At 45.8% G+C, this 20,829-nt stretch carries 22 protein-coding genes; 4 read left to right on the top strand and 18 right to left on the bottom strand.

All coding sequences use genetic code 11. The annotated features are described in order from the left end of the window. Positions 1-15: 15 nt before the first annotated feature. The 6 genes from CKW00_RS05150 to mgtE all read right to left on the bottom strand — a co-directional run bounded on the left by CKW00_RS05150 (position 16) and on the right by mgtE (position 5,379). Entirely contained in the window at positions 16-321 is a 306-nt protein-coding gene (locus CKW00_RS05150) for a hypothetical protein (protein WP_008590046.1), read from the bottom strand. A gap of 94 nt (positions 322-415) precedes the next feature. After that, a complete protein-coding gene (locus CKW00_RS05145) occupies positions 416-1,108 on the bottom strand; it encodes an RluA family pseudouridine synthase (RefSeq protein ID WP_198951621.1) in 693 nt (230 codons plus the stop codon). Between the two features lies 1 nt (position 1,109). Further along, positions 1,110-2,558: a PH domain-containing protein gene (locus tag CKW00_RS05140; protein WP_158221280.1), complete on the bottom strand. Its 1,449-nt coding sequence runs from the start codon at positions 2,556-2,558 to the stop codon at positions 1,110-1,112. Next, positions 2,551-3,030, bottom strand: a complete 480-nt coding sequence (locus tag CKW00_RS05135; RefSeq protein WP_095821683.1) for a PH domain-containing protein — start codon at positions 3,028-3,030, stop codon at positions 2,551-2,553. The genes CKW00_RS05140 and CKW00_RS05135 overlap by 8 nt, the downstream gene beginning before the upstream one ends. A 132-nt stretch (positions 3,031-3,162) precedes the next feature. After that, positions 3,163-3,939: an enoyl-ACP reductase FabI gene (fabI, locus tag CKW00_RS05130; protein WP_095821682.1), complete on the bottom strand. Its 777-nt coding sequence runs from the start codon at positions 3,937-3,939 to the stop codon at positions 3,163-3,165. A 75-nt stretch (positions 3,940-4,014) separates the two neighbouring features. Continuing rightward, on the bottom strand, positions 4,015-5,379 hold the full coding sequence (gene mgtE / locus CKW00_RS05125; protein WP_095821681.1) for a magnesium transporter: 1,365 nt from the start codon (positions 5,377-5,379) through the stop codon (positions 4,015-4,017). A 129-nt stretch (positions 5,380-5,508) separates the two neighbouring features. On the opposite strand from mgtE, the gene prpE reads away from it, so the two are divergent. Continuing rightward, positions 5,509-6,249, top strand: coding sequence for a bis(5'-nucleosyl)-tetraphosphatase PrpE (prpE, locus tag CKW00_RS05120; RefSeq protein ID WP_095821680.1), 741 nt, complete (start codon positions 5,509-5,511; stop codon positions 6,247-6,249). Here prpE and CKW00_RS05115 read toward each other — a convergent pair. The 3 genes from CKW00_RS05115 to CKW00_RS05105 are packed head-to-tail and all read right to left on the bottom strand — an operon-like array spanning position 6,219 to position 8,559. Then, complete coding sequence (locus CKW00_RS05115; RefSeq protein ID WP_158221279.1) at positions 6,219-7,064, bottom strand: RluA family pseudouridine synthase; 846 nt, start codon at positions 7,062-7,064, stop codon at positions 6,219-6,221. The genes prpE and CKW00_RS05115 overlap by 31 nt on opposite strands. Positions 7,065-7,091: 27 nt before the next feature. Further along, the gene (locus CKW00_RS05110; RefSeq protein ID WP_008590062.1) at positions 7,092-7,904 is read right to left on the bottom strand and encodes an NAD kinase; all 813 of its coding nucleotides are present in this window, start codon (positions 7,902-7,904) and stop codon (positions 7,092-7,094) included. 16 nt (positions 7,905-7,920) lie between these two features. Next, positions 7,921-8,559, bottom strand: coding sequence for a GTP pyrophosphokinase (locus tag CKW00_RS05105; RefSeq protein ID WP_095821678.1), 639 nt, complete (start codon positions 8,557-8,559; stop codon positions 7,921-7,923). Positions 8,560-8,696: 137 nt separating this feature from the next. Here CKW00_RS05105 and CKW00_RS05100 point away from each other — a divergent pair, with 137 nt between their 5' ends. The 3 genes from CKW00_RS05100 to CKW00_RS05090 are packed head-to-tail and all read left to right on the top strand — an operon-like array spanning position 8,697 to position 10,621. Further along, positions 8,697-9,278: a CYTH domain-containing protein gene (locus CKW00_RS05100; RefSeq protein ID WP_095821677.1), complete on the top strand. Its 582-nt coding sequence runs from the start codon at positions 8,697-8,699 to the stop codon at positions 9,276-9,278. A 57-nt stretch (positions 9,279-9,335) separates the two neighbouring features. After that, positions 9,336-9,737: a globin domain-containing protein gene (locus CKW00_RS05095; protein ID WP_095821676.1), complete on the top strand. Its 402-nt coding sequence runs from the start codon at positions 9,336-9,338 to the stop codon at positions 9,735-9,737. Continuing rightward, the gene (locus tag CKW00_RS05090) at positions 9,734-10,621 is read left to right on the top strand and encodes a ClpXP adapter SpxH family protein (protein ID WP_008590071.1); all 888 of its coding nucleotides are present in this window, start codon (positions 9,734-9,736) and stop codon (positions 10,619-10,621) included. Before CKW00_RS05095 ends, CKW00_RS05090 begins: the two co-directional genes overlap by 4 nt. A 225-nt stretch (positions 10,622-10,846) precedes the next feature. On the opposite strand, the gene pepF is transcribed toward CKW00_RS05090, so the two are convergent. From pepF to opp3C, 9 genes are all read right to left on the bottom strand, one after another. Further along, positions 10,847-12,655 carry an oligoendopeptidase F gene (gene pepF / locus CKW00_RS05085; RefSeq protein ID WP_095821675.1) on the bottom strand — a complete coding sequence of 603 codons (1,809 nt, stop codon included), beginning with the start codon at positions 12,653-12,655 and terminating at the stop codon, positions 10,847-10,849. A 26-nt stretch (positions 12,656-12,681) separates the two neighbouring features. Then, complete coding sequence (locus CKW00_RS05080; protein ID WP_095821674.1) at positions 12,682-13,806, bottom strand: competence protein CoiA; 1,125 nt, start codon at positions 13,804-13,806, stop codon at positions 12,682-12,684. A 117-nt stretch (positions 13,807-13,923) separates the two neighbouring features. Next, complete coding sequence (mecA, locus tag CKW00_RS05075; RefSeq protein ID WP_095821673.1) at positions 13,924-14,622, bottom strand: adaptor protein MecA; 699 nt, start codon at positions 14,620-14,622, stop codon at positions 13,924-13,926. A gap of 317 nt (positions 14,623-14,939) precedes the next feature. Then, entirely contained in the window at positions 14,940-15,335 is a 396-nt protein-coding gene (gene spxA / locus CKW00_RS05070) for a transcriptional regulator SpxA (RefSeq protein WP_008590078.1), read from the bottom strand. Between the two features lie 305 nt (positions 15,336-15,640). After that, on the bottom strand, positions 15,641-16,234 hold the full coding sequence (locus CKW00_RS05065) for a GNAT family N-acetyltransferase (protein ID WP_095821672.1): 594 nt from the start codon (positions 16,232-16,234) through the stop codon (positions 15,641-15,643). 115 nt (positions 16,235-16,349) lie between these two features. Further along, positions 16,350-17,582, bottom strand: a complete 1,233-nt coding sequence (locus CKW00_RS05060) for a putative glycoside hydrolase (protein WP_095821671.1) — start codon at positions 17,580-17,582, stop codon at positions 16,350-16,352. A 109-nt stretch (positions 17,583-17,691) separates the two neighbouring features. After that, positions 17,692-18,627 carry an ABC transporter ATP-binding protein gene (locus tag CKW00_RS05055; RefSeq protein WP_095821670.1) on the bottom strand — a complete coding sequence of 312 codons (936 nt, stop codon included), beginning with the start codon at positions 18,625-18,627 and terminating at the stop codon, positions 17,692-17,694. Next, positions 18,624-19,676, bottom strand: coding sequence for an ABC transporter ATP-binding protein (locus CKW00_RS05050; RefSeq protein WP_095821669.1), 1,053 nt, complete (start codon positions 19,674-19,676; stop codon positions 18,624-18,626). The genes CKW00_RS05055 and CKW00_RS05050 overlap by 4 nt, the downstream gene beginning before the upstream one ends. A gap of 16 nt (positions 19,677-19,692) precedes the next feature. Beyond that, positions 19,693-20,823 carry an oligopeptide ABC transporter permease gene (gene opp3C, locus CKW00_RS05045; RefSeq protein WP_095821668.1) on the bottom strand — a complete coding sequence of 377 codons (1,131 nt, stop codon included), beginning with the start codon at positions 20,821-20,823 and terminating at the stop codon, positions 19,693-19,695. Between the last annotated feature and the right edge of the window lie 6 nt (positions 20,824-20,829).

Raw genomic sequence — 20,829 nt, 5'->3', positions numbered from 1 at the left:
CCCTTTCCAGCTATACTATACGGATTCGCTGAAAAAGGAACCTTTTCCTGTTACCCGTGAGTAAATTTTTTCCTGAGTATGAAGAGGTAAAGATGAGTTTCTGCTATGAGTTTTATGAACCGTCGAAGGCGCGTATAGCAACCCGCTGATCTGTTGGTATTCCAGCCTGTCCTCTTCTCTCGTCTGCCTGCGTTCCTTCACTTTCTGATCAAGGACAATTTTCCAGGCTTTTTCTATTCCCCGCGGAGCTTGCTGCCGTTCCGTGATGCGCTGATGGTAATCCTGATACTGATAATGGTTAACAGGTAAAATATATCCCATCATTCTCCCTCCTCTTTCTTATCTCTATACCCCCTTTTCCCTTATAATACGCAAAAAACGAACCGGTACTGCGTACAGTAGCGATTCGTTTATGTTACATATCCCGATTCGTATATTCCGGCCAGACATTCCAGGGGTACTGATCCGGTGGCATAGACTCGAATGTCATATCCTCTTTTTTCACAGGGTGAGAAAGTACGAGCTTGTGTGACCAGAGAGCAATCTGCTGACCCGGGTGATTGACTTTTCCTCCGTACTTCTGATCTCCATAGATCGGTGCTCCCTGGTGGGCGAGCTGAACTCTTATCTGATGGGGACGACCGGTATAAAGATCTATTTCCAGAAGACTCATCCCCGATTCTTCCTGCTTCACTTCATATTCAAGTTCCGCTTCTTTCCCGCGCCTGTGATCTTTCCCCACGACATAGACCTCATTCTTCTTCCGGTCCTTGACGAGGTAGTCTTTCAGCCGGGCCTTCGGAGAATCCATACTTCCTCTGATAACCGCCAAATAATATTTCTCCATGGCATTTCTTCTGATCTGATCCGAGAGACGGGAGGCAGCTTTGGAAGTTTTTGCAAAGACCATCACTCCGCCTACCGGACGATCCAGGCGATGTACGAGCCCCAGATAAACGTTCCCGGTTTTATTGTACCGTTCTTTGATATCATTTTTCAGAATGCTCAACAGATCTTCATCCCCGCTCGCATCTTCCTGCACCGGCACATTCACCGGTTTCTCCACGACAAGCAAGTGATTGTCTTCATACAGAATAGGAATGTTGATACTATCCTCCCCTTTCTTCACTCAATTTTTTATGGATGCCGGGAACTTTCGAAAAAGTTTCCGAAGCTTTCGCAACGTCCTCCTCCCATAAGGCCGGCACCACGAAGTGTCTGCCCTGGGCGTTATTCAGAATAGCTGCATCGATCGTCGCCAGTCCCTGTTTTCTGTAAAGCCACGTATCTTTTTTTCCGAACGCCTGGAGACGTGCACGTCTTAACGTCACAGTTTCTCTGCTGACTTTCCGATACTGAAGGTTTAAATAAGTTTCATCAAATGAGATACCTGAAGTTCGCCAGCGGAACACTCCCCACCCCGGGAATATTACAGTGGCCGCGACGGGGATAAGGACCCATGCAGGTACTGTCAATGAGACGACGATAACTGCCGTTACCGACACGAGTAAACTTCCCCATATATAATAGGGGAGACTCCTTAGCGGTGGTCTTTTCATCCCCGGGTTGTCCCGGCAGTACTCCGGGAGATATTCATTAAGGAAACCGGGCACGTCGTTCTTCTTTAATAAAGGAAGCAGGTAAACCGTACTTCCCTCCATTTTCCCCCCATTCACACCTCCGGCTACCTCTACATACACATAGCAAAGACCGAGCAGTTGTCTGATGAGATTCTCCTTTACGATAACTGCCTGAATCCTGTTCACAGGGATCGTGCGCTGCCGCTTCTCGATAAGTCCATATCTCATGTACAGTTCCGTTTCATATCTTGTAATCGTGAAATTCGCATACTTGACCATCGTCCAGATAATGCCGGCTCCCCATACGACGAGAACCGATAAGAGAACGAGGGAAATGAGAAACTGTACAGCTAAAGAAAACAGCCACCTGGTGGCATCTTCATACATCTGGTCCGGTATAATCTGATTGGCCTGGGAGAACAGCAGCCAAAGCAGACCAAAAATTATTATCGCATTATCGGAAGTTGCTCCGGTAAGTGCCAGTCTGGAGTAGCTCATCACCTCTTCCGGGTATGCTTTTTCATGATCTTCTTCTGTTCTTTCCCCTTTATGTTTCAGGTTTTCCGAAACCCGCTCCCCTTCTTCAAACGTGACAGCGGCAAGGGAAGCATCCACGTTCTCGTCACTTCCGGCGGTTTCGATCTGTACTTTCATCAAACCGAAAATCCGGTGCAGAAGGGTCTGAGTCAGATCTATCGACTGTATTCTATGTTTGGAAATACGGCGTTCCCTGCGTACAAAAATTCCCTGCTTGATCTGTAATTCTTCTTCTGTAACTACATAAGAGAACCTGAACCATTTCACAATGGAAAAGATGAAGAGAATAATGAGCAATAATCCGAGCCCTGAAAATTCATACCATGAAGCACCGTTGTTGAAAATGACAAAGAGGACAGGAAGAAAACCGAAGGCTGCATCTTTCAGGGAACGGACGAACTGAAAAACGATGGAAGCCGGATGAAGGCGTTTTTCATACATCATTTTCTTCCACCCTCGCAAGTTCCGAAATTCTGTCCCGCAACCCGGAAGCTTCTTCCTCGGTCAACGCAGGTATTTCATGAGTCGTCGCCGCCGTCGATATCGTCACCGTAGCAAGAGAAAATTTCTTCAGAATCGGCCCCTGTTTCGTATCTACGTGCTGAACGCGAAGCATAGGAACAAGCGTCCTTCTTCTGATAATGATGCCGTGCTGAATATAAACCTCCTGCTCAAAAACTTCATATCTCCAGCGCCGCCATCTTAACTTCGGAATAAGAAATACAGAAAAAATTATGTCAATTAACAGCAGGGAGACTGCGATAGCGATGACCCACCAGGGCCATGATATGTATACAAAAGCTGCTATCGAACCGGCGAGAAGAACAACGGGAATGATAAGATACAACACAGCCGTTAACCTCCAGGCACTGATAGCCGTTTCTTCAATGAGATTTGCGGGAGTCTGACGCATGCCCTCCCTCCTTTCCCCTTTATTATAACGAAACCATTGCTCAATTGCGAAGCCTTCCTTACAGCTTCCCTCTATCCGGAAACTAAAAAAGATGCCCCTCCGATTTTGAGAGAGGCATCGCTATCTGTACACTTAAAAACCGATAATATTGAACCCTGAATCAACGTGGATAATTTCTCCCGTTACGCCGCGGGAAAGGTCACTAAGAAGATAATAAGCAGTATCTCCTACCTCTTCCTGCGTAACCGGACGACGAAGCGGTGCTCTTTCTTCTATTTCGGCGAGAATCGAGTTGAAGTCTCCCACACCTTTTGCACTGAGAGTACGGAGCGGTCCGGCTGAAATAGCATTTACACGGATATTGTCTTTACCAAGGTTGCTGGCAAGGTACCGCATATTAGCATCCAGACTCGCTTTTGCTACCCCCATCACGTTATAGTTCTGAACGACTTTCTCTCCACCGAGATAAGTCATAGTCAAAATGCTGCCGCCGTCTTTCATAAGTGGCTTGGCTGCACGGGCAACTGCCGTCAGTGAATAGGAACTTATATTCTGAGCTGTAAGGAAACCGTCCCGGCTCGTGTTCAGGAATTCTCCCTTAAGTTCTTCACGGTTCGCAAAAGCGATGCAGTGCGCCAGACCGTGTATGGTTCCCACGTCGTTCTGAATCGATTCGAAAGTCTGAATGATCGATTCGTCATCCGTCACGTCACACTCATAGAATAAAGGCTCCTGTCCTTCAAGTGTCTCGGCGAGTTCACGGACCGACTTGCCGAAACGTTCTCCCACGTAGGTAAAAATAAGTCTTGCTCCCGCTTCGTGCAGAGAACGGGCGATGCCCCACGCGATACTTCTCTTATTGGCCACACCCATTACAACATATGTACGACCTTCCAATGAAAAATTCATCAAAACCCCTCCTTGAGGTTAGTATTTGTTGTTAGTACCTGCTCCTATTTTATTATACCTTTATCAAAAATACAATTATACCAGCAAATTCATGAATGCAGAAGCCATACCGAAATAAATCAGTATAGAAATCAAATCGTTTATCGTCGTTATGAAAGGACCGGAAGCTACTGCCGGATCAACATTAAGTCGATCCATAATCAGCGGCACGAATGCCCCTGCAATGGTCGCTACGATCAAAGCGGACATGATCGATATACCTACGAGCAGACCGAGGAAAAAGTTTCCCTGCCATACATATACTACTAAAGTAATGATAACACCACAGACGACTCCTGTTATGAGACCGGTGGAAGCTTCTCTTAACATCATCCGCATTTTCCCCTGCTTCCTGATCTCTCCCGTCGCTATTCCGCGTATGGCGACCGCCAGCGCCTGAGTGCCCGTGTTCCCGGCCATACCGGCAATAAGAGGTATGAAAATAGCCAGAATAGCCACCTGATTCAGCTGAGCTTCGAACTGACTGATCAGACTTGCCGTCAGACTGCCGAGAAACAGCAGAATAATAAGCCACGGCAGTCTCTTTTTCGCAGAAGTGAACGCGTTATCGTTAGGTCCATCCACATCGGATATACCGGCCAGCTTGGAGTAATCATCACTTGCTTCTTCATCCATTACGTCCATAATGTCATCGACCGTGATGATTCCGAGCAGATGATCCTGGAAATCGACGACCGGGAGAGCAAGGAAATCATAGTCTCTCATCATCTGAGCAATCTCTTCCTGATCTTTAGCCACCGAGACACTTACGACCCGGTCGCTCATTGCCTCTTCGATGGTCCAGTCCGGTTCAGAAATGATCAGATCCCGGAGAGAAATCACGCCGGCCAGTTTTTTGCCGTCGTCCACCACGTACGTATAGTAAATCGTCTCGGCGTCCGGTGCTTCCGTACGTAAATGTTCCATTGCCTCTCTCACTTTCATGGAGGCTTTCAGGGAGACATACTCTGTCGTCATAATAGAACCGGCTGTCTTCTCTTCGTAATGAAGCAGATCCTTGATTTCCTGTGCGTCTTCTTTGTTCATTATCGTCAGAAAACTGGCGACCTTGTCTTTTTCCAGCTGATTCAAAATGTCCACGGCGTCGTCCGAGGACATCTCGGCAAAAACTTCGGAGGCGAACCTTGGATCCATTTCAGAAAAGTATGGTTCCGACTCCTCGTGTTCTACGTGCTCCATTACATCCGCCATTTCTTTCGGTGAAACGTATGTATAAATAACCTGACGGAGCTCTTCTTCCAGTTCTTCGAAAACTTTCGCCTGATCATAAGGGTGCAGTTCCAGAAATTCGGCCCGAAACTGGTCGATTTTCCCTTCGCTCAGTGAATCTTCCACCTCGTTCCAGGCATATTGGCGTTCCTCTTCATCCAAATGTTCCATTTTATCCCGCCTCCTTTGTTATAATATAGTAAGTGTAAGCGACAGCTGCCATTCAGAAGGCTTACTGGAACGCTCACAATTTTTTACATAAAAGGCATGTTCGATTTTCAATGACAAGGAGTATGTTCTATGGCTTACGATATCATCGGGGACGTACACGGCTGCCTCGAAGAATTAAAACAATTGTTCACAGAGCTCGGGTACAGTTATGAAAACGGGGTGCCCGTCCATCCCGAAGGAAGAATCCCCTTATTTATCGGAGATATTACAGACCGGGGTCCACACTCCCTTAAAACGATAGCATTCGTATGGGATATTGTGATCGAAGCCCGAAAAGGACTGTATATCCCCGGCAATCACTGTGATAAACTGTATCGTTTCTTTCTGGGAAACGATGTTCAGGTAAAACACGGTCTCGAAACAACCGTGGAAGAATACCGGTATTTGTCGAATCGGCAGCAGAAAACGGTCCGGGCTCAATTTATGCAGCTGTTCGAAGAAGCGCCGGTTTATTTGGAGCTGCCGGAAATAAATACTGTAGCAGCTCATGCCGGCATCCGGGCTCAGGATATCGGTGATTTAAATAAACGGATACGCGCTTTCGTTCTTTACGGTCCCGTCACCGGTAATAAACTCCGGGACGGGAGGCCGGAACGAGTGGACTGGGCGCTGAATTACAGCGGTTCGAGACGCGTCGTTTATGGACACACGCCTGTCCTGGAACCCCGTTTCATCAACAATACCGTCAATATAGACACCGGATGTGTCTTCGGTAATAGACTGACTGCTTTGCGCCTCCCGGAAGAAGAAATTGTCCAGGTCCCTTCTATGCTCACTTTTCAGCCCGATAACTTCCGTGCTTTCGGGTAAAAAGAAGGCACAGATCGGAAACTCATCTTTTCTTTTGTCCAGGGGTGGGTGAATTGTAAAAAACTTGCGTGCAAAGCCTGCCCTTCGGACCATGCCGACGGGCCTGTCCCGTAGAGCGTATCACCGGTCAAAGGGTGACCGATACTTGCCATGTGCACCCTTATCTGATGCGTTCTTCCGGTTTCAAGACCCAAGCTAACCAGGGTTTTGCCTTCCATTTCTTCCAGCACTTCGTAACGGGTGACAGCTGATTTACCTTCAGCGGAAATTTCTCTTTTTATAATCGAATCCTGCGCCCGGGCGATCGGCGAGGTGATCCTGCCGTGTTTCCTTTCCATCGTTCCTTCAACAAGAGCGATGTACCCTTTTCTCAGCCCCGCCTCTTCTTTATAAAATAGAGAGTGACTGTAGGGATGCTTCGCAATCAGCAGCAGTCCTCCTGTATCTCTGTCGAGCCTCGTAACCGGGTGGACGGTCTGTCTCCAGTTCTGCAAGGCGTAATGATGAAGCACAGCCTGGACGACCGTACCGTGAGGATGCTGGCAGGAAGGCGTGGTCACCATACCTACCGGCTTGTCGATAAGCAGTATATCCTCATCCTCGTAAACTACAGTCAGCGGAGCGGCTTCCGGTTCGGCGGGTAAAGTATCCACCGCAGGAAATTCCACCGTCAGCACATCCCCGGGTGAGAGTGTATCGTAATGACTGACTACAGCTCCATTCCGGAAGAACCCTCCGCTTTTCTTAAGACCTTTGACCATTCGGCGTGACATCCCCGCTTCGTCACGAAGGAAATCCTGCACTTTCTTTTCCACAGCAACTGAGAAAGCCTTTTTCATCCGTTACTCCCCATCATTGTACTGATCGGAAATGAAGGAGTCGTGCACTCTGCGCCAGAAAGGGAAAGGACGGAATCTTGCAAATCTCACTTTCTCTTTAGCCACTCTGCACTGAATAGACTCGACGTTACTGTACGTTCTTGTTAAATGATCGATAGTAAAAAGAAAACTTTTTTCATTCAGAGGACGGAAGACACAAGTGTGGTGAGCAGGCAACACAAGTGGGGATCCTACCGTACGGAACACCCTGTTGTTGATCGATGCCATTTCGGTCACCTGGATCGCTTCCAGAGACGGATGCAGAATCGCGCCCCCGAGTGCTTTGTTGTAGGCGGTACTGCCTGACGGTGTAGAAATGCACAACCCGTCTCCCCGGAACGTTTCGAAATGATCCCCTTTAATATCAATATCAACCACGACAGAACCCTCAGACGTTTTAATCGCACATTCGTTGAGAGCAAGATGACGTTCTTCTTCCTCGTGCTCCTTCTGTTTAATCATCACTTCCAGCAGCGGATACTCGACTACCTGGAAAGGAGTGCGGGCGATTTCAATAATCAGTTTCTCGACTTCTTCAGGCATCCAGTCGGCGTAAAAGCCGAGGTGGCCGGTGTGAATACCGATGAAGGCCGTATCATCCAGCCTGTGTAAATACGTATGGAACGCCTCAAGCAGCGTTCCGTCCCCGCCTACCGAAATAACAAGTTCCGGGGTGTCCTCATCGTATTCCAGCTTGAATTCGGCAAGATAATTTTTAATCTTCGTCCGGAGCTCATTCGATTTGCGGTCCCCTTTGGATAAAATAGCGAATTTCATCACATTCCCACCTTTCTTATTCCCGGGAGTTTTTCTTTTTGTACTCCTCCTTCTTACGAAATTCTTTCCGCGCCTCATACACTTCGTCTTTGATCTTGGACATCTCTTCGTCGAGACGGAAAGCAGCTTCCCCGGCACTTCTTAAACGTGCCTTTATTTCCGGAGGGATCTGCCCCGAATATTTATAATTCAGCGTATGTTCATTCGTTGCCCAAAAGTTCATAGCAAGCGTACGGATCTGAATTTCTGCAAGTACCTTCTTCTGGCCATGTATCGTCTCTACCGGGTATAAAATAACGACATGATAGGAGCGATAGCCACTGTCTTTCTGACTGGTGACGTAGTCTTTTTCTTCCACAATAGTAAGATCGCTGCGCTGACGCAGCATCTCGGCTATGACATAAATGTCACTTACAAACTGACAGACTACGCGGACACCGGCTATGTCCTGCATTTCCTCTTCTATGTTTTCAGGGTTGATCGCTTTCTTTTTTGCTTTTTCAATAATGCTGTTCTTTGGTTTTACCCTTCCAGTAACGAATTCAATCGGAGATTCTTCTCCTTCGAAATCGTACTGCTGCCGCATCCCTTTAAGCTTCACTTTCAGTTCCTCGACTACCTGGGCGTAAGGTGCAAAAAAGGCTTCCCAATTCATACTGCGCACCACCTTATCACTCATTTATAATAGTTATGAAGTGATTTTTTATTCAAAACCATTGTATCATAATACCATAACCAGCAGACTGCATACATTAGCCGAATCATATTTTTTTACTGAAGGAGCGTGAAGTAGTGAGTCATGAAATCGAGATTGAGTTCAAAAACTTGCTTACGGAAGAAGAATATAAGAGAATGCTCGAGGAGTTGCCGTTTGATCCGGACGAATCCTTTGATCAGACCAATTATTATTTCGAAACAGAAAAGCTTCTTTTAAAACAGCACGGAGCTGCTCTTCGTATACGTCAAAAAGGTTCGGGGTGGACAATGACCCTGAAAGAACCTCACCCTGAGGGCCTCCTTGAGACTCATGATGAAATCGATGAATACGAAGCCAATCTGTGGATCCGCAATGAAGGACACGCCCAGCCGAACATTACAAAACGGCTTTATGATCTCGGAATCGATATCAGTGATTTGCGCTACCTCGGTTCCCTTTCCACCCGGAGACGGGAAATCAGGTATCAGGAGACGACAGTGACACTTGATTACAGCCGTTATTTTCAGACATACGATTATGAACTTGAAATCGAAGCCGGTTCCAGGGAACAAGGTTTGAAAGTTTTCCGGGAGCTCCTCTCCGGGTTTTCCATTCCTCAAAGAGAAACGAAAAATAAAATTCAGCGATTCTATGAAGCGAGGGGCAGGTCAGATTAGTTGTCGGCACCCCTCCTCATTGCTACAATAGATTATATAGATAGGAAGGGATGAATTATGCCCCAGGAACATCGGTCTATTTACGAAGCGATCGGAGACGAAAAGCTGCAGATACTTGTCGACGCTTTTTATAAACGTGTGGCCTCCCACTCGGAGCTCACCCCCATTTTCCCGGCCGATTTAACCGAAACAAAACGTAAGCAGAAACAGTTTCTGACTCAATTTTTCGGAGGGCCGCCCCTGTACATTCAGGAACATGGACACCCGATGCTGAGAGCTAGGCACATGCCTTTTCCCATCACGCCGACCAGAAGGGACGCCTGGCTTTCATGCATGAGAGAAGCCGTTTTTGAGGTCGGTATTGAACAGCCATATGAACGTATCATATTAGAGAGGCTGACAATGACAGCAAACAATATGATGAATACACCGGAAGACGAGAAAGGGGAATCTATGTGAGTTGGAGAAGCTTAAGCCAGGCGGATCAAACATCCCAGGGCTTTGAGGAAGGTTTTTTCAATTTGCAGAAGCGGCCTATCGAAATCTACGTTTTCGTCGACCCGCTCTGCCCCGAATGCTGGTCTCTTGAACCTTTCATCAAAAAACTTACGCTTGAGTACGGCAGATATTTCAAAATCCGTCCCATATTAAGCGGATCTCTTACCACCTGGCAGCGGAGCCACTCAGAGAAACCCGAGAACCTGAAGCGTCAGTGGGATCAGACTACTTCCCTCACAGGTATGTGCTGTGATGGTGATGTATGGATTGAAAACCCGGTCCACTCCCCTCTTTCTACGGCTCTTGCAGTGAAGGCCGCCGAATTCCAGGGAAAGAAATCTGGTATGAGATTTTTGAGAAAAGTTCAGGAGTACGTATTCCTTGAAAAACAGGACGTTTCCAAAGAAGAAATACTGGTGGAATGCGCAGAAAAGAGTCATATAGATGTGGAAGAGTTCAAACGGGATCTTCATTCCGAAACCGCTAAGCGGGCTCTTCAGGATGACATGAAACTCAGACAGGAAATGGAAGTTGACGAAACCCCTACAATCGTTATTTTCAACGAATCCGAAGAGGACGCCGGCCTGAAAATCACAGGCCTTTATGAATATCATATTTATGTTAAAGTTTTGAAAGACATGCTTCAACAGAACCCGGCCCCTTCGTTAAAACCAAGCCTGGAAGAATTCATGAATCAGTACCGGTTCGTAGCCAACAAAGAAATCGCTGTCGTCTACGACTGGACTGAAAAAGAAGCCAGACGGGAAATGCGCAAACTCGTTCTGAAACAGAAAGTACAGGAAATACCTGTGAAACACGGTGTATTCTGGGAATATATACGTTAAAAAAGATGGACATCTATAAGATGGCTGCAGCTTGCAGAGAAACCCGGGGTTTCTCTGCAAGCTTTTTTGTGTCAACCGACAATAAGCGACAACAACGCAGCCCGTAAGGTTGTTTTGAACTTGCAGGACCATGCTGAGGGCAAAATTTAACCCCCGGTGTTATACCGGGGGCCAGCTGATAATATCTTTCACTTCGACTATTTATTTGTCAGGAGAATCAAACTATCACCCTTCTAGCAGACGCTCCATTTCGTCAAGCTTCTGTTCAAACACGTCGAGCGCTTCCAGTACCGGCTGTTTGGACGTCATGTCCACTCCGGCTTTTTTAAGGACTTCAATAGGGTAATCACTGCTTCCCGCTTTAAGGAAATCTTTGTACCGTTCCACAGCGGAAGCCCCCTCCTCCTGAATCTGCTTTGCAAGAGCTGTAGCGGCAGAATAGCCGGTTGCGTACTGATAAACGTAATAACCCATGTAAAAGTGAGGGATCCGTGCCCATTCCAGTCCGATATCTTCATCGATAAACGCATCGTCTCCAAAGTACTTTTTATTAAGATCGTAGTAGATTTCTGTCAGTCTCTCTGCAGTAAGAGCTTCGCCTTCCTGCTCTCTTCTGTGAATTTCATGCTCGAATTCAGCAAACATCGTCTGACGGAAAACTGTGCCCCGGAAGCCTTCCAGGTAGTTATTCAATAAGAAAAGTTTCTCTTTCTCGTCATCCGTCTGCTCCACCATATAATCGTTCAATAATGCTTCATTCGTAGTGGAAGCGACTTCGGCTACGAAAATCGAGTAATTCCCGTAACGATATGGCTGATGCTGATGCGTGTAGTAACTGTGAAGCGAGTGGCCCAATTCGTGAGCCAGCGTGAATAAGTTATCCACATTATCCTGCCAGTTCATAAGAATGTAAGGGTTTGTGCCGTAATGACCAGAGGAATACGCCCCGCTTCTTTTTCCTTTATTCTCTTCTACATCAATCCATCGATTTTTGAATCCTTCTTCGAGTTTTGCAGTATAATCCTCACCTAGAAGTCTGAGGGCCTCTATCACTTTCGACTGCGCTTCTTCAAACGTAATCTTCATTCCGACATCTTTGACGAGAGGTGTATAAAGGTCATACATATGGACTTCATCCAGTCCGAGAACCCGTTTTCTTAAACGGACATATCTGTGCATAAGGTCAAGACGGTCATGTACCGCTTCGATAAGATTGTCATAGACGGTTTCCGGTATTTTATTAGAATCAAGCGCCGCTTCTCTCGCACTGCGGTAATTACGTACGGTCGCCTTGAAATTGTTTTTCTTAACGTTAGCACTCAGTGTGGAAGCGAACGTGTTTTTAAAAGAGCCGAATGTATCATACATAGCACGAAAAGCATCTTCACGTACTTTCCGGTTGTCGGATTTCAGGAAGTTGATATAGCGGCCGTGTGTCACATCCACTTCATTCCCCTTCTCATCGTTTATGGAAGGGAAAGTGAGATCGGCGTTATTAAGAGCTCCGAAAGTCTGAGCAGGAGCACCTGCGATTTCAGAAAAACCGGCAAGCAGTTTCTCTTCTTTCTCGGATAGTATATGTTCTTTCTGGCGGATTATTTCGTTTAACGTGTGCTCGTATAATTTAAGCGGTTCGTACTCTTCGAGAAACTTATCAACCGTTCCCTCAGGCAGCGCCAAAATTTCGGGTACTATGAAACTCATTGCCTGAGACGCTTCAGTGAGTAACGTCTCAGCTTTCGTATTCATCTCCTGGTAATATGCATTTGTCGTATCCTGGTCACTGCGCATGTGTGCATACGTGAACAGCTTTCCGAGCCTTTGCATAAATCGATCCTGAAAATCGAAAAGTTCGTACAATCGCTCTGCTGAATTTCCGAGCGTATTTTCAAATGGAGGGATCTTTTCCACTTCTTTTTTTAACTGCTCAAATTCTTCGTACCATTTCTCATCCGTTTCGAAAATATCTTCGAGTTTCCACGTGCGCTCTTCAGCCACGTCCTCGCGTTTTGGAAGTTCTTTCGTCTGTACCACTTAAAAGCCTCCTTATTCTATACTGCTCAGGACCATTCGTCCCTTAGCTTTAATTGTATCATTAATTCCCTGTCCTGCCTTACAGCCTGCTCTATGTTTTTAGGGAAAGGGACGTCTTTTCCTTTGTACCATCCTTCTTCTATCTTCTGAACATAACCAAAATCCGCCAGCTCCTCCATGTAAGCTTCTGCAAGGTTGAACTTTCTGCTGCCGATTGCGTCCGACACAGAGACAGGCGGACAGTTCACCTTCTCTCCCCGCTTCAAAGAAGACATGTAAAGAATTATCTTCGTCTGCCATCTGACGGATATATCGTAATACAAAGGCTGACAGCTTACAGGCAGGAAACATACGGAAGGAAGAAGAGAAGGAGATAAATTATTGGAATAAAGGAACTGACGGAATTCATTTTCTTTTCCGGAGTTCCGTGGTGCGGGAGTCGTCCGGTAATAATAGACGGTCTGTAACCAGTGCCGAAGAGATCTGCCGACTTTACGTATGCGGAAAAGATCAGTGAAGGATAGATGATCAATGGAGCGACTCTGTTTCCGGATGAGCCATTTTGCGGAGGAGAGGGCCTGCCGGACATATATGACAGAGAAGGTTTTTGTGGAGGAAGAAAAAGTATAGAAGACAGGTTGAAGATTGAATACGTAAAGGAACGACCTGAGAAACGCTGAAGATGAAATCCGCCGGGAATCTCCTGTCACTTTCTCGTCAGCCAGAATCCATATCGGAATAATCCCGCCCTCACGATAATTTGCAGTTCTTTGTACTATCTTGTCGGCGGGGATGACGGAGCATTGAAATTCTATAGCGAACTTACGTTTTTTCCATTCCACGTAAACGTCGGGCCGCTGGCTGACAGCAGGTATGTAATATTCCAGAACAGGATTCAGATTCTGATTTCTCAGCCATTCGTACAGAAGTACCTTCCCGGAATGATGTTGGAGCGTTTCTCCTTTACGGTCACATGCATTTCCCGGTAAATGTGCAAAATGCGGGGCGTATTTATCACTGAGCCGGAGCCGCACTCTTTCTTTACATTCAGGACAATAGAAAGCTTTTATATGTTTGAGGTGTGCAACTTCCCCTGTCGTTCGTCTATACAGAGAAAATACGGTTCCTTGTGTATCCAAAGCTGAAAACATGTCTCATCTCCTTTATGAAAGTTATACCACTGTTCAAAGTATTACTTTCGTCACGCATTAAGAAAATCCTGCTTTCTTCTCCGGCTTCCGGACGACATAAATAAAAAAGCACTTTCCTTAAGCGGAAAAGTGCTTTTTGATAGATTGTAGAGCATCTTCTTCAAATATAGGATTACCATATTCGTTAATGACGTGAACAGTGTGCTTCGTTTCTGAACCGAATTCCATCAGGCGGCTTAAATAATTTTCCTGAATATTATCACCCATATTCTCATCCTGGAAGCGAACACTTAAATAATACCCTTCCTCATAATGATACAAGGCATTGTGAACGCTGTCCGGCAATGTCAGGTAATGGCTCAACTGAATGACATCCTCGATATCCGGAAAGTGAAGAACGAAGGATAACGGCTCTTTATTTTCTTCTTCCTGCTCACCTTCATTATCTTTCTTATCTTCTGCAGTACTTTTCTCTGAAGGTTCATTCTCCAGTAACGACTCCAGTTTCTCGTCCATCGGAATGTCGATGTTCTTGTCTTCCTCATCCGGCAATTCAAGCTTTTGTCCGTCCTGGGAAAGTTGTGCTTTCGTTACGATGATTTCCATTCCTTTATCCATCGCCTGTACCTGAATCCACAACGGCCCTTCCGGAGAGAAATCTTCCTGGTCGCTTACTTCATCCATCATGTCCCAGAAAAGCTGCTCGCTGCGTTCCCGGTCATACCAGATTTCTTCGCGATTGAATCCCCGTTGTTCTACATCCTGATACGTTATATAAAACTTAACAGTGTTTTCATTAATCCGTTCTATTTCCATTTTCGTCTCTCTCCCTTCGAGGTAGTATAACAGGCTGAAGAGACTGCTCTATTATTTAACACAGTACCCGAATCCGCAACGGTCTACACCCTGCTTTCGAATAATTCATCTGTGCTGTTGACTTCATTATAGGATACCTTCCCTCGGCTTCAAAATAAATTGCTTTCACCTGAGGTAAATGTAAGTTGGTATTACATTTTAGACTATTTTCTTTCTTTTGTCACTATATAAGAAGGAACGAAATTTATCGTTCTCACGTTCGTTGATTATTGATTAATAAAAAAGCTATGCCTCTTATCCGGGCATAGCCTTTAACATCAATTGACAAGACGTTGAGCTTCTTTCAACTGGAAAGTTCGAACGCTCCTTGGGAGGAAGCGGCGTATTTCATCTTCGTTGTATCCAACCTGCAACCGTTTGTCGTCAATAATGATAGGACGGCGCAACAAACCGGGATTTTCCTGGATAAGATCGAACAATTCCTGCATTGGTAATTGATCGAAATCAGTGTCCATTTCCTGGAACACTTTGGATCTTTTCGATATGATCTCTTCTGTTCCGTCTTCAGTCATTCGGAGTATTACTTTTATTTCATCGATAGTCAAAGGTTCTGAAAAAATATTTCTTTCCGTGTATCCAATGTTATGCTCTTCTAACCAGGCTTTGGCTTTACGGCATGATGTACAGCTTGGTGAGGTATAAAGTGTAACCATGTGAGACTTCACTCCTCATTTTTAGAATATAACAATATCTGCAAGCGAAATTGTTTATCAGTTTAAAATCACTTTAATTAAATCTTTATGTTCAGTATAACACAAGAGAGGCCGAAAATCCATACCGCTTCCCGAAAAACTGGTGAAATTGAGGCAGCGATAATAAGTGTCGTTTTACCTTACATACACTATTATACCACGTCTGACCTCTACTTAAACCCCGCAAGCGATTAAGTTCACAAAGTTTTCATTATCAATTAATACTCCCTCATTGAAAAAGCTCCCGTTCTGAAACGGGAGCTTTTTCAAACTTTCTTTTTAACATCGAGAGAATCAATCATGTTCTCTACGGCCCTTTCTTCATCCAGCTTCAGAACTTCTTCCACCGGCTGATAGGATTTGCCGTAAAACTTCTTATCTTTATAAGTGTGTATTTCCTTATACATCTGCTTCATCTGTTCAAATATTTTTTCTTCACTATAATCTTCCGGAGACCAGTAAAGAATCTCGAGCTGGCTCCATTCATTCGTAGCCAGTGAACGGCGGGAATACCCAATAGACTGTGCGTGTGAGAATCCTTCACGCTGATAGAAGCGGAGGCGTTTCTCCGTATCCGAATCTTCGTAATCGACCGGTTCCACTTCAAGTATAATCGGTTTATTCTTTTCTTTCATCCTGTCCATCAGTTTGTGACCGAGACCTTCGCCCCGGGCGCTTGAGGAAACGTATACATAATCGATAAAGACGAAAGTCGGGAATTCAGCGTACATTAACACGTGTTTATCCCCTTCATCTTTGTAGTATAAATCTCCCTTTTCATTCAAAAGAGCTTCCATATGTTCCTGAGATTTCATTTCTTCAATTGGAAAATACTGATTAAGCTTTTCAAACCAGTTCATCGATCTACTCCCTTTTTCGTAGTCTTCTATATTATAACGGAAATCCTCTCTTTTGTTAAATTGGATTAAATAAACAGAAAACCCGGCCGCAATTTAACTGCGACCGGATCTTTGATTAAGGAGTATAGTCTACTCCCTCAGTATAGTTGCTTCCTGCATTCCATATAAGATATTCTTCGATTCCGTTATTATTAAGAGCCTCGATCTGTGCTTCCACTTCCGCTACCCCATACTGTTTCGTCGGACCCGAATATAGCCACGGAGCTTCGAAATCCTGAATCCATGGCCGGGAGACCGGCGGGTCTTCTAACGTTTTCAACCGGTCATTTTCCACTTTAGCGTATTTCTCAACAAGCTTATAAGGTTCTGTGTCTGTATTTTCAATTCCAAAGAAAGAACCCCAGTGGCTCGGGTAAATCATCGAGGAAATCACATCGACATTCGAAGCGATTTTCGAAAAGTTCTGGCCTATATTCGGTTCTTCGGGAACTACCGCCGAGTAGCCGAAAATATCGACAGATACATCAGTATTGTAATTTCTGAGCGATTCTCTCGCGTACTCTACAAAGTCCGTTACAGCATTAACTCTTTGCTGAACGTCACTCACACCTTCTGAATCGTAATCGCCTTTCCCGTACTGAAGTACGTCGTCTCTGGATGCGAACCCTTCCGGAAAGCGAACATAGTCGAACTGCACTTCCTGAAAGCCAAGGTCCGCTGCCATTTTAGCAACTTCAACGTTGTACTCCCACACTTCTTTCTTGAATGGGTTCACGAAGGCCTCCCCTTTCCCGTTCGTCCATATTTCCCCGTTTTCCCTGGTAAAAGACAATTCAGGCCTCTCTTCTGCCAGAACATTGTCTTTAAATACGACAACTCTCGCTATCGGGTATATACCTTTCTGTTCAAGATCTTTCAATATGGCTTCCGGGTCGTCCATTACGCAATCGTATTTACCTTCGAATATTTTTTTATATTTGTCGTTATGCGGTTCGAGCATAATTTCCCCGTGGTCTTCTTTAACATCAATTACCATTGCATTCAAATCCGTCGTTTCTACCAGTTCCGTCAACTCAGGCATCTTTTTCCCTGCTGCCGAATTGGCAGTGACATAAATTCCCCTTACTGCATCGGGATATGTAAACGAGAGTTCCGACTCACGCATAAAACGCTGAATTCTGTCGGGAAATGGATATTTTTCAGGAACAAGTTCTTTGCCTGAAACTTCCGTTGCGGGTAATTTTTCCCCTTCTTCCGCCTGCACCGCTCCCCCAACACTGCAGATCACTATTATAACGAACAAAACGTTGCATAATACATTTTTCAATTTACCATCCCCTACTGTCATTTCCTATATTATATACGAAATTCCTATTCAATGACCATAGATTTCCATTACTTTCATAAAAATACTTATATTTAAAAGGACCGCTTCTGTGCAGAAGCGGTCCTCCCGGTTACTTACCCGGATAATCCTTTTGATATTTTTCCATCTCTTTCGTCGTACAGAGCACCCAGTGGTCCGGTCGCACTTCGCGGAATTCGGGTTCCTCGCTCTGATCATGATCGCTCGGGTCATAGTTGAATCTTCTTCTGGATCTTTCATAATCCGGATCCGGAAGAGGGATAGCAGAGAGCAGTGATTTCGTGTACGGGTGCATCGGATTTTCATACAGATCATCGGCATCTGCAAGTTCAACCATTTTTCCGAAATACATCACTCCGATACGGTCACTAATATATTTTACCATCGACAAATCGTGGGCGATGAACAAATAAGTGAGCCCTTTCTCGTTCTGCAGTTTCTTGAGCAGGTTCACTACCTGCGCCTGAATGGAAACATCGAGAGCTGAAATCGGCTCATCAGCTATAATAAAGCTCGGGTCCACCGCCAGAGCGCGCGCAATACCGAGACGCTGACGCTGCCCGCCGCTGAATTCGTGCGGGTAACGGTTAGCATGGTCTTCGTTGAGTCCTACTGTTTCAAGCAGGTTAACGACAATCTCTTTACGTTCCTGATCGTTGGAAGCAAGCCCGTGAACATCAAGGCCTTCCGCTACAATATCCTCCACTTTCATACGGGGGTTCAAAGAAGCGTAAGGATCCTGGAAAATCATCTGCATTTCCCGGTTGAAACGCTTCAGTTCTTTTTTATCTTTCACACTGTGTACATCTTCCCCGTTAAACAACACTTCGCCTTCCGTTGCGTCATACAGGCGGATGATGGTACGGCCCGTCGTCGATTTACCACATCCCGATTCTCCTACAAGTCCGAAGGTTTCGCCTTTGTATATATCGAAATTAAGACCGTCTACTGCTTTGATGACGCCTTTTTTTCCTGCTTTGAAGTGCTGTTTCAGGTTGCTTATCTCAAGCAGTTTTTCTTTACTCATACTTTATCTCCTTCCGCACTTTCCCGTGTCATCCCTTTCATACGAGTCTGCACACTTTCAGGCGGCTGGACGGCCGGTGCATTCTCGTGAAGAAGCCAGGTAGCTGCGTAGTGATCTTCCGATACTTTGAACATCGGTGGTTCCTGTTCGAAATCGATTTTCATTGCAAAATCACTGCGCGGAGCGAAAGCATCTCCTTTAGGAGGGTGCATCAAGTCCGGCGGCGACCCCGGAATGGCGTACAGTTCGTCGTCCGTGCTGTCCAGAGAAGGCATGGAACCGAGCAGTCCCCACGTATAGGGATGTTTCGGGTTGTAGAAAATGTCGTCCACTTTACCGATCTCTACTATTTTACCTGCATACATGACCGCTACTCTGTCAGCGACGTTCGCCACAACTCCTAAATCGTGAGTGATGAATACGATCCCCGACTCCATCTCCTTCTGAATATCTTTCATTACTTCAAGGATCTGTGCCTGAATCGTAACGTCGAGTGCGGTCGTCGGTTCATCCGCGAGAAGAAGCTTCGGGTTACACGCAAGTGCAATAGCGATTACTACACGCTGGCGCATTCCTCCGGAGAACTGGTGGGGATACTGCTTAAGACGTTGTTCTGCATTTGCGATCCCGACGAGTTCCAGAAGTTCCAGGGCGCGCTTCTTCGCCTCACTTTTACTTTTCTTCTGGTGTTTAATGAGACCTTCCATAATCTGATTACCGACTTTCATCGTCGGATTCAGGGAAGTCATCGGATCCTGGAAAATCATCGCTATATCCTTCCCACGGATTTTGGAAAGCTCTTTGTCTTTCATTTTCGTTAAGTCTTTTCCTTCAAAAAGGATTTCCCCCTCTTTGATTCGGCCCGGAGGACTCGGTATGAGTCCCATTAAAGCTTTTGTCGTTACGGATTTACCGGAACCGGACTCGCCTACGATGGCGAGGGTTTCTCCTTTTTTAACACTGAAATCCACACCCCGGACTGCTTTCACTTCGCCTCCGTAGGTATCAAAGGATACGTGCAGATTGTTCACTTCGAGTAAGTTATCCATGATGTATCCCTACCTCCTATTCACGCATCTTCGGATCGAATGCATCGCGAAGACCGTCTGCTAATACGTTAAATCCAATCATCAATATCGACAATACAAGCGCCGGCCAGAACAGAATGAACGGGTAAATCTGCAGAGATTTGAACCCTTCATCAATAAGCGTACCGAGAGATGCCTGTGGTGTCGGCAGTCCAAGACCGATGAAACTGAGAAAAGCTTCAAAGAAAATGGCAGATGGAATCGTGAACATCGTATTGATGATGATAAGTCCCATGACGTTCGGCACTAGGTGTTTTCTGATCACCCTGTTGTCCGAGGACCCGAGTGTCTGCGAAGCAAGTACAAATTCCTGGCTTTTAAGCTTCAGTACCTGTCCTCTTACTATCCTTGCCATCGGAATCCACCCGGTTATGACCAGCGCGATAGTAATGGACATGATTCCGGGATCCAGAATAAGGATCATCAGTACGACGACGACAAGGTTCGGAATACCGGTAAGTATTTCAATGATACGCTGCATGTAGTTATCAACACGCCCGCCGTAATAGGCGGAAATACCGCCGTAGGCGACTCCGATCACCATGTCGATCGCAGCTGCAAGAAGAGCTATGTAAAGTGAAATTCTAGTCCCTTCCCAAACTCTTGTCCATTGATCCCTGCCGAGTCCATCTGTTCCAAACCAGAAGTTGGAATCGATGTCTTTGGCGGCATACGGGTCGTGTACGGCTTCGACTCTTGCTTCCCCGCCATCGGAGCCGTCACTAAGTACATTTATTTCTGTGAATTCTTCATCGTTGCTGAATCGGGCAAGCGCACTCGAACGTGCAGCTTCCACCGTATCTCCTTCTTCAATCTGGGAAAGCGTGCCATCGAGGCCTAGCCACCCAAGACCATCGACTTTCGCAGGAATCTTAGCCCGCGATAAGTCCTGCTCATTCGCCGTGTACTCGTTCATATAAGGGCCGAATAACGCCATGATTGCCACTATGATAAGCATTACCAGGCCGGCCATTGCGCCCTTGTTCTTCCGGAGACGGATCATGGAGTCTCTCCAGAACGAAAGACTCGGTCTCCCTATCTCGTGCTGTTCTTCTCTTTCGCGTTCCACCGGTACAAATAAATCTTTTGAAGGTGTTTGATTTTCCATACTCAA

This window comes from Salimicrobium humidisoli, from assembly GCF_002295105.1.
In the GTDB taxonomy this organism is placed as follows: domain Bacteria; phylum Bacillota; class Bacilli; order Bacillales; family Halobacillaceae; genus Salimicrobium; species Salimicrobium humidisoli.
This window is presented reverse-complemented; position numbering and strand designations above follow the sequence as displayed.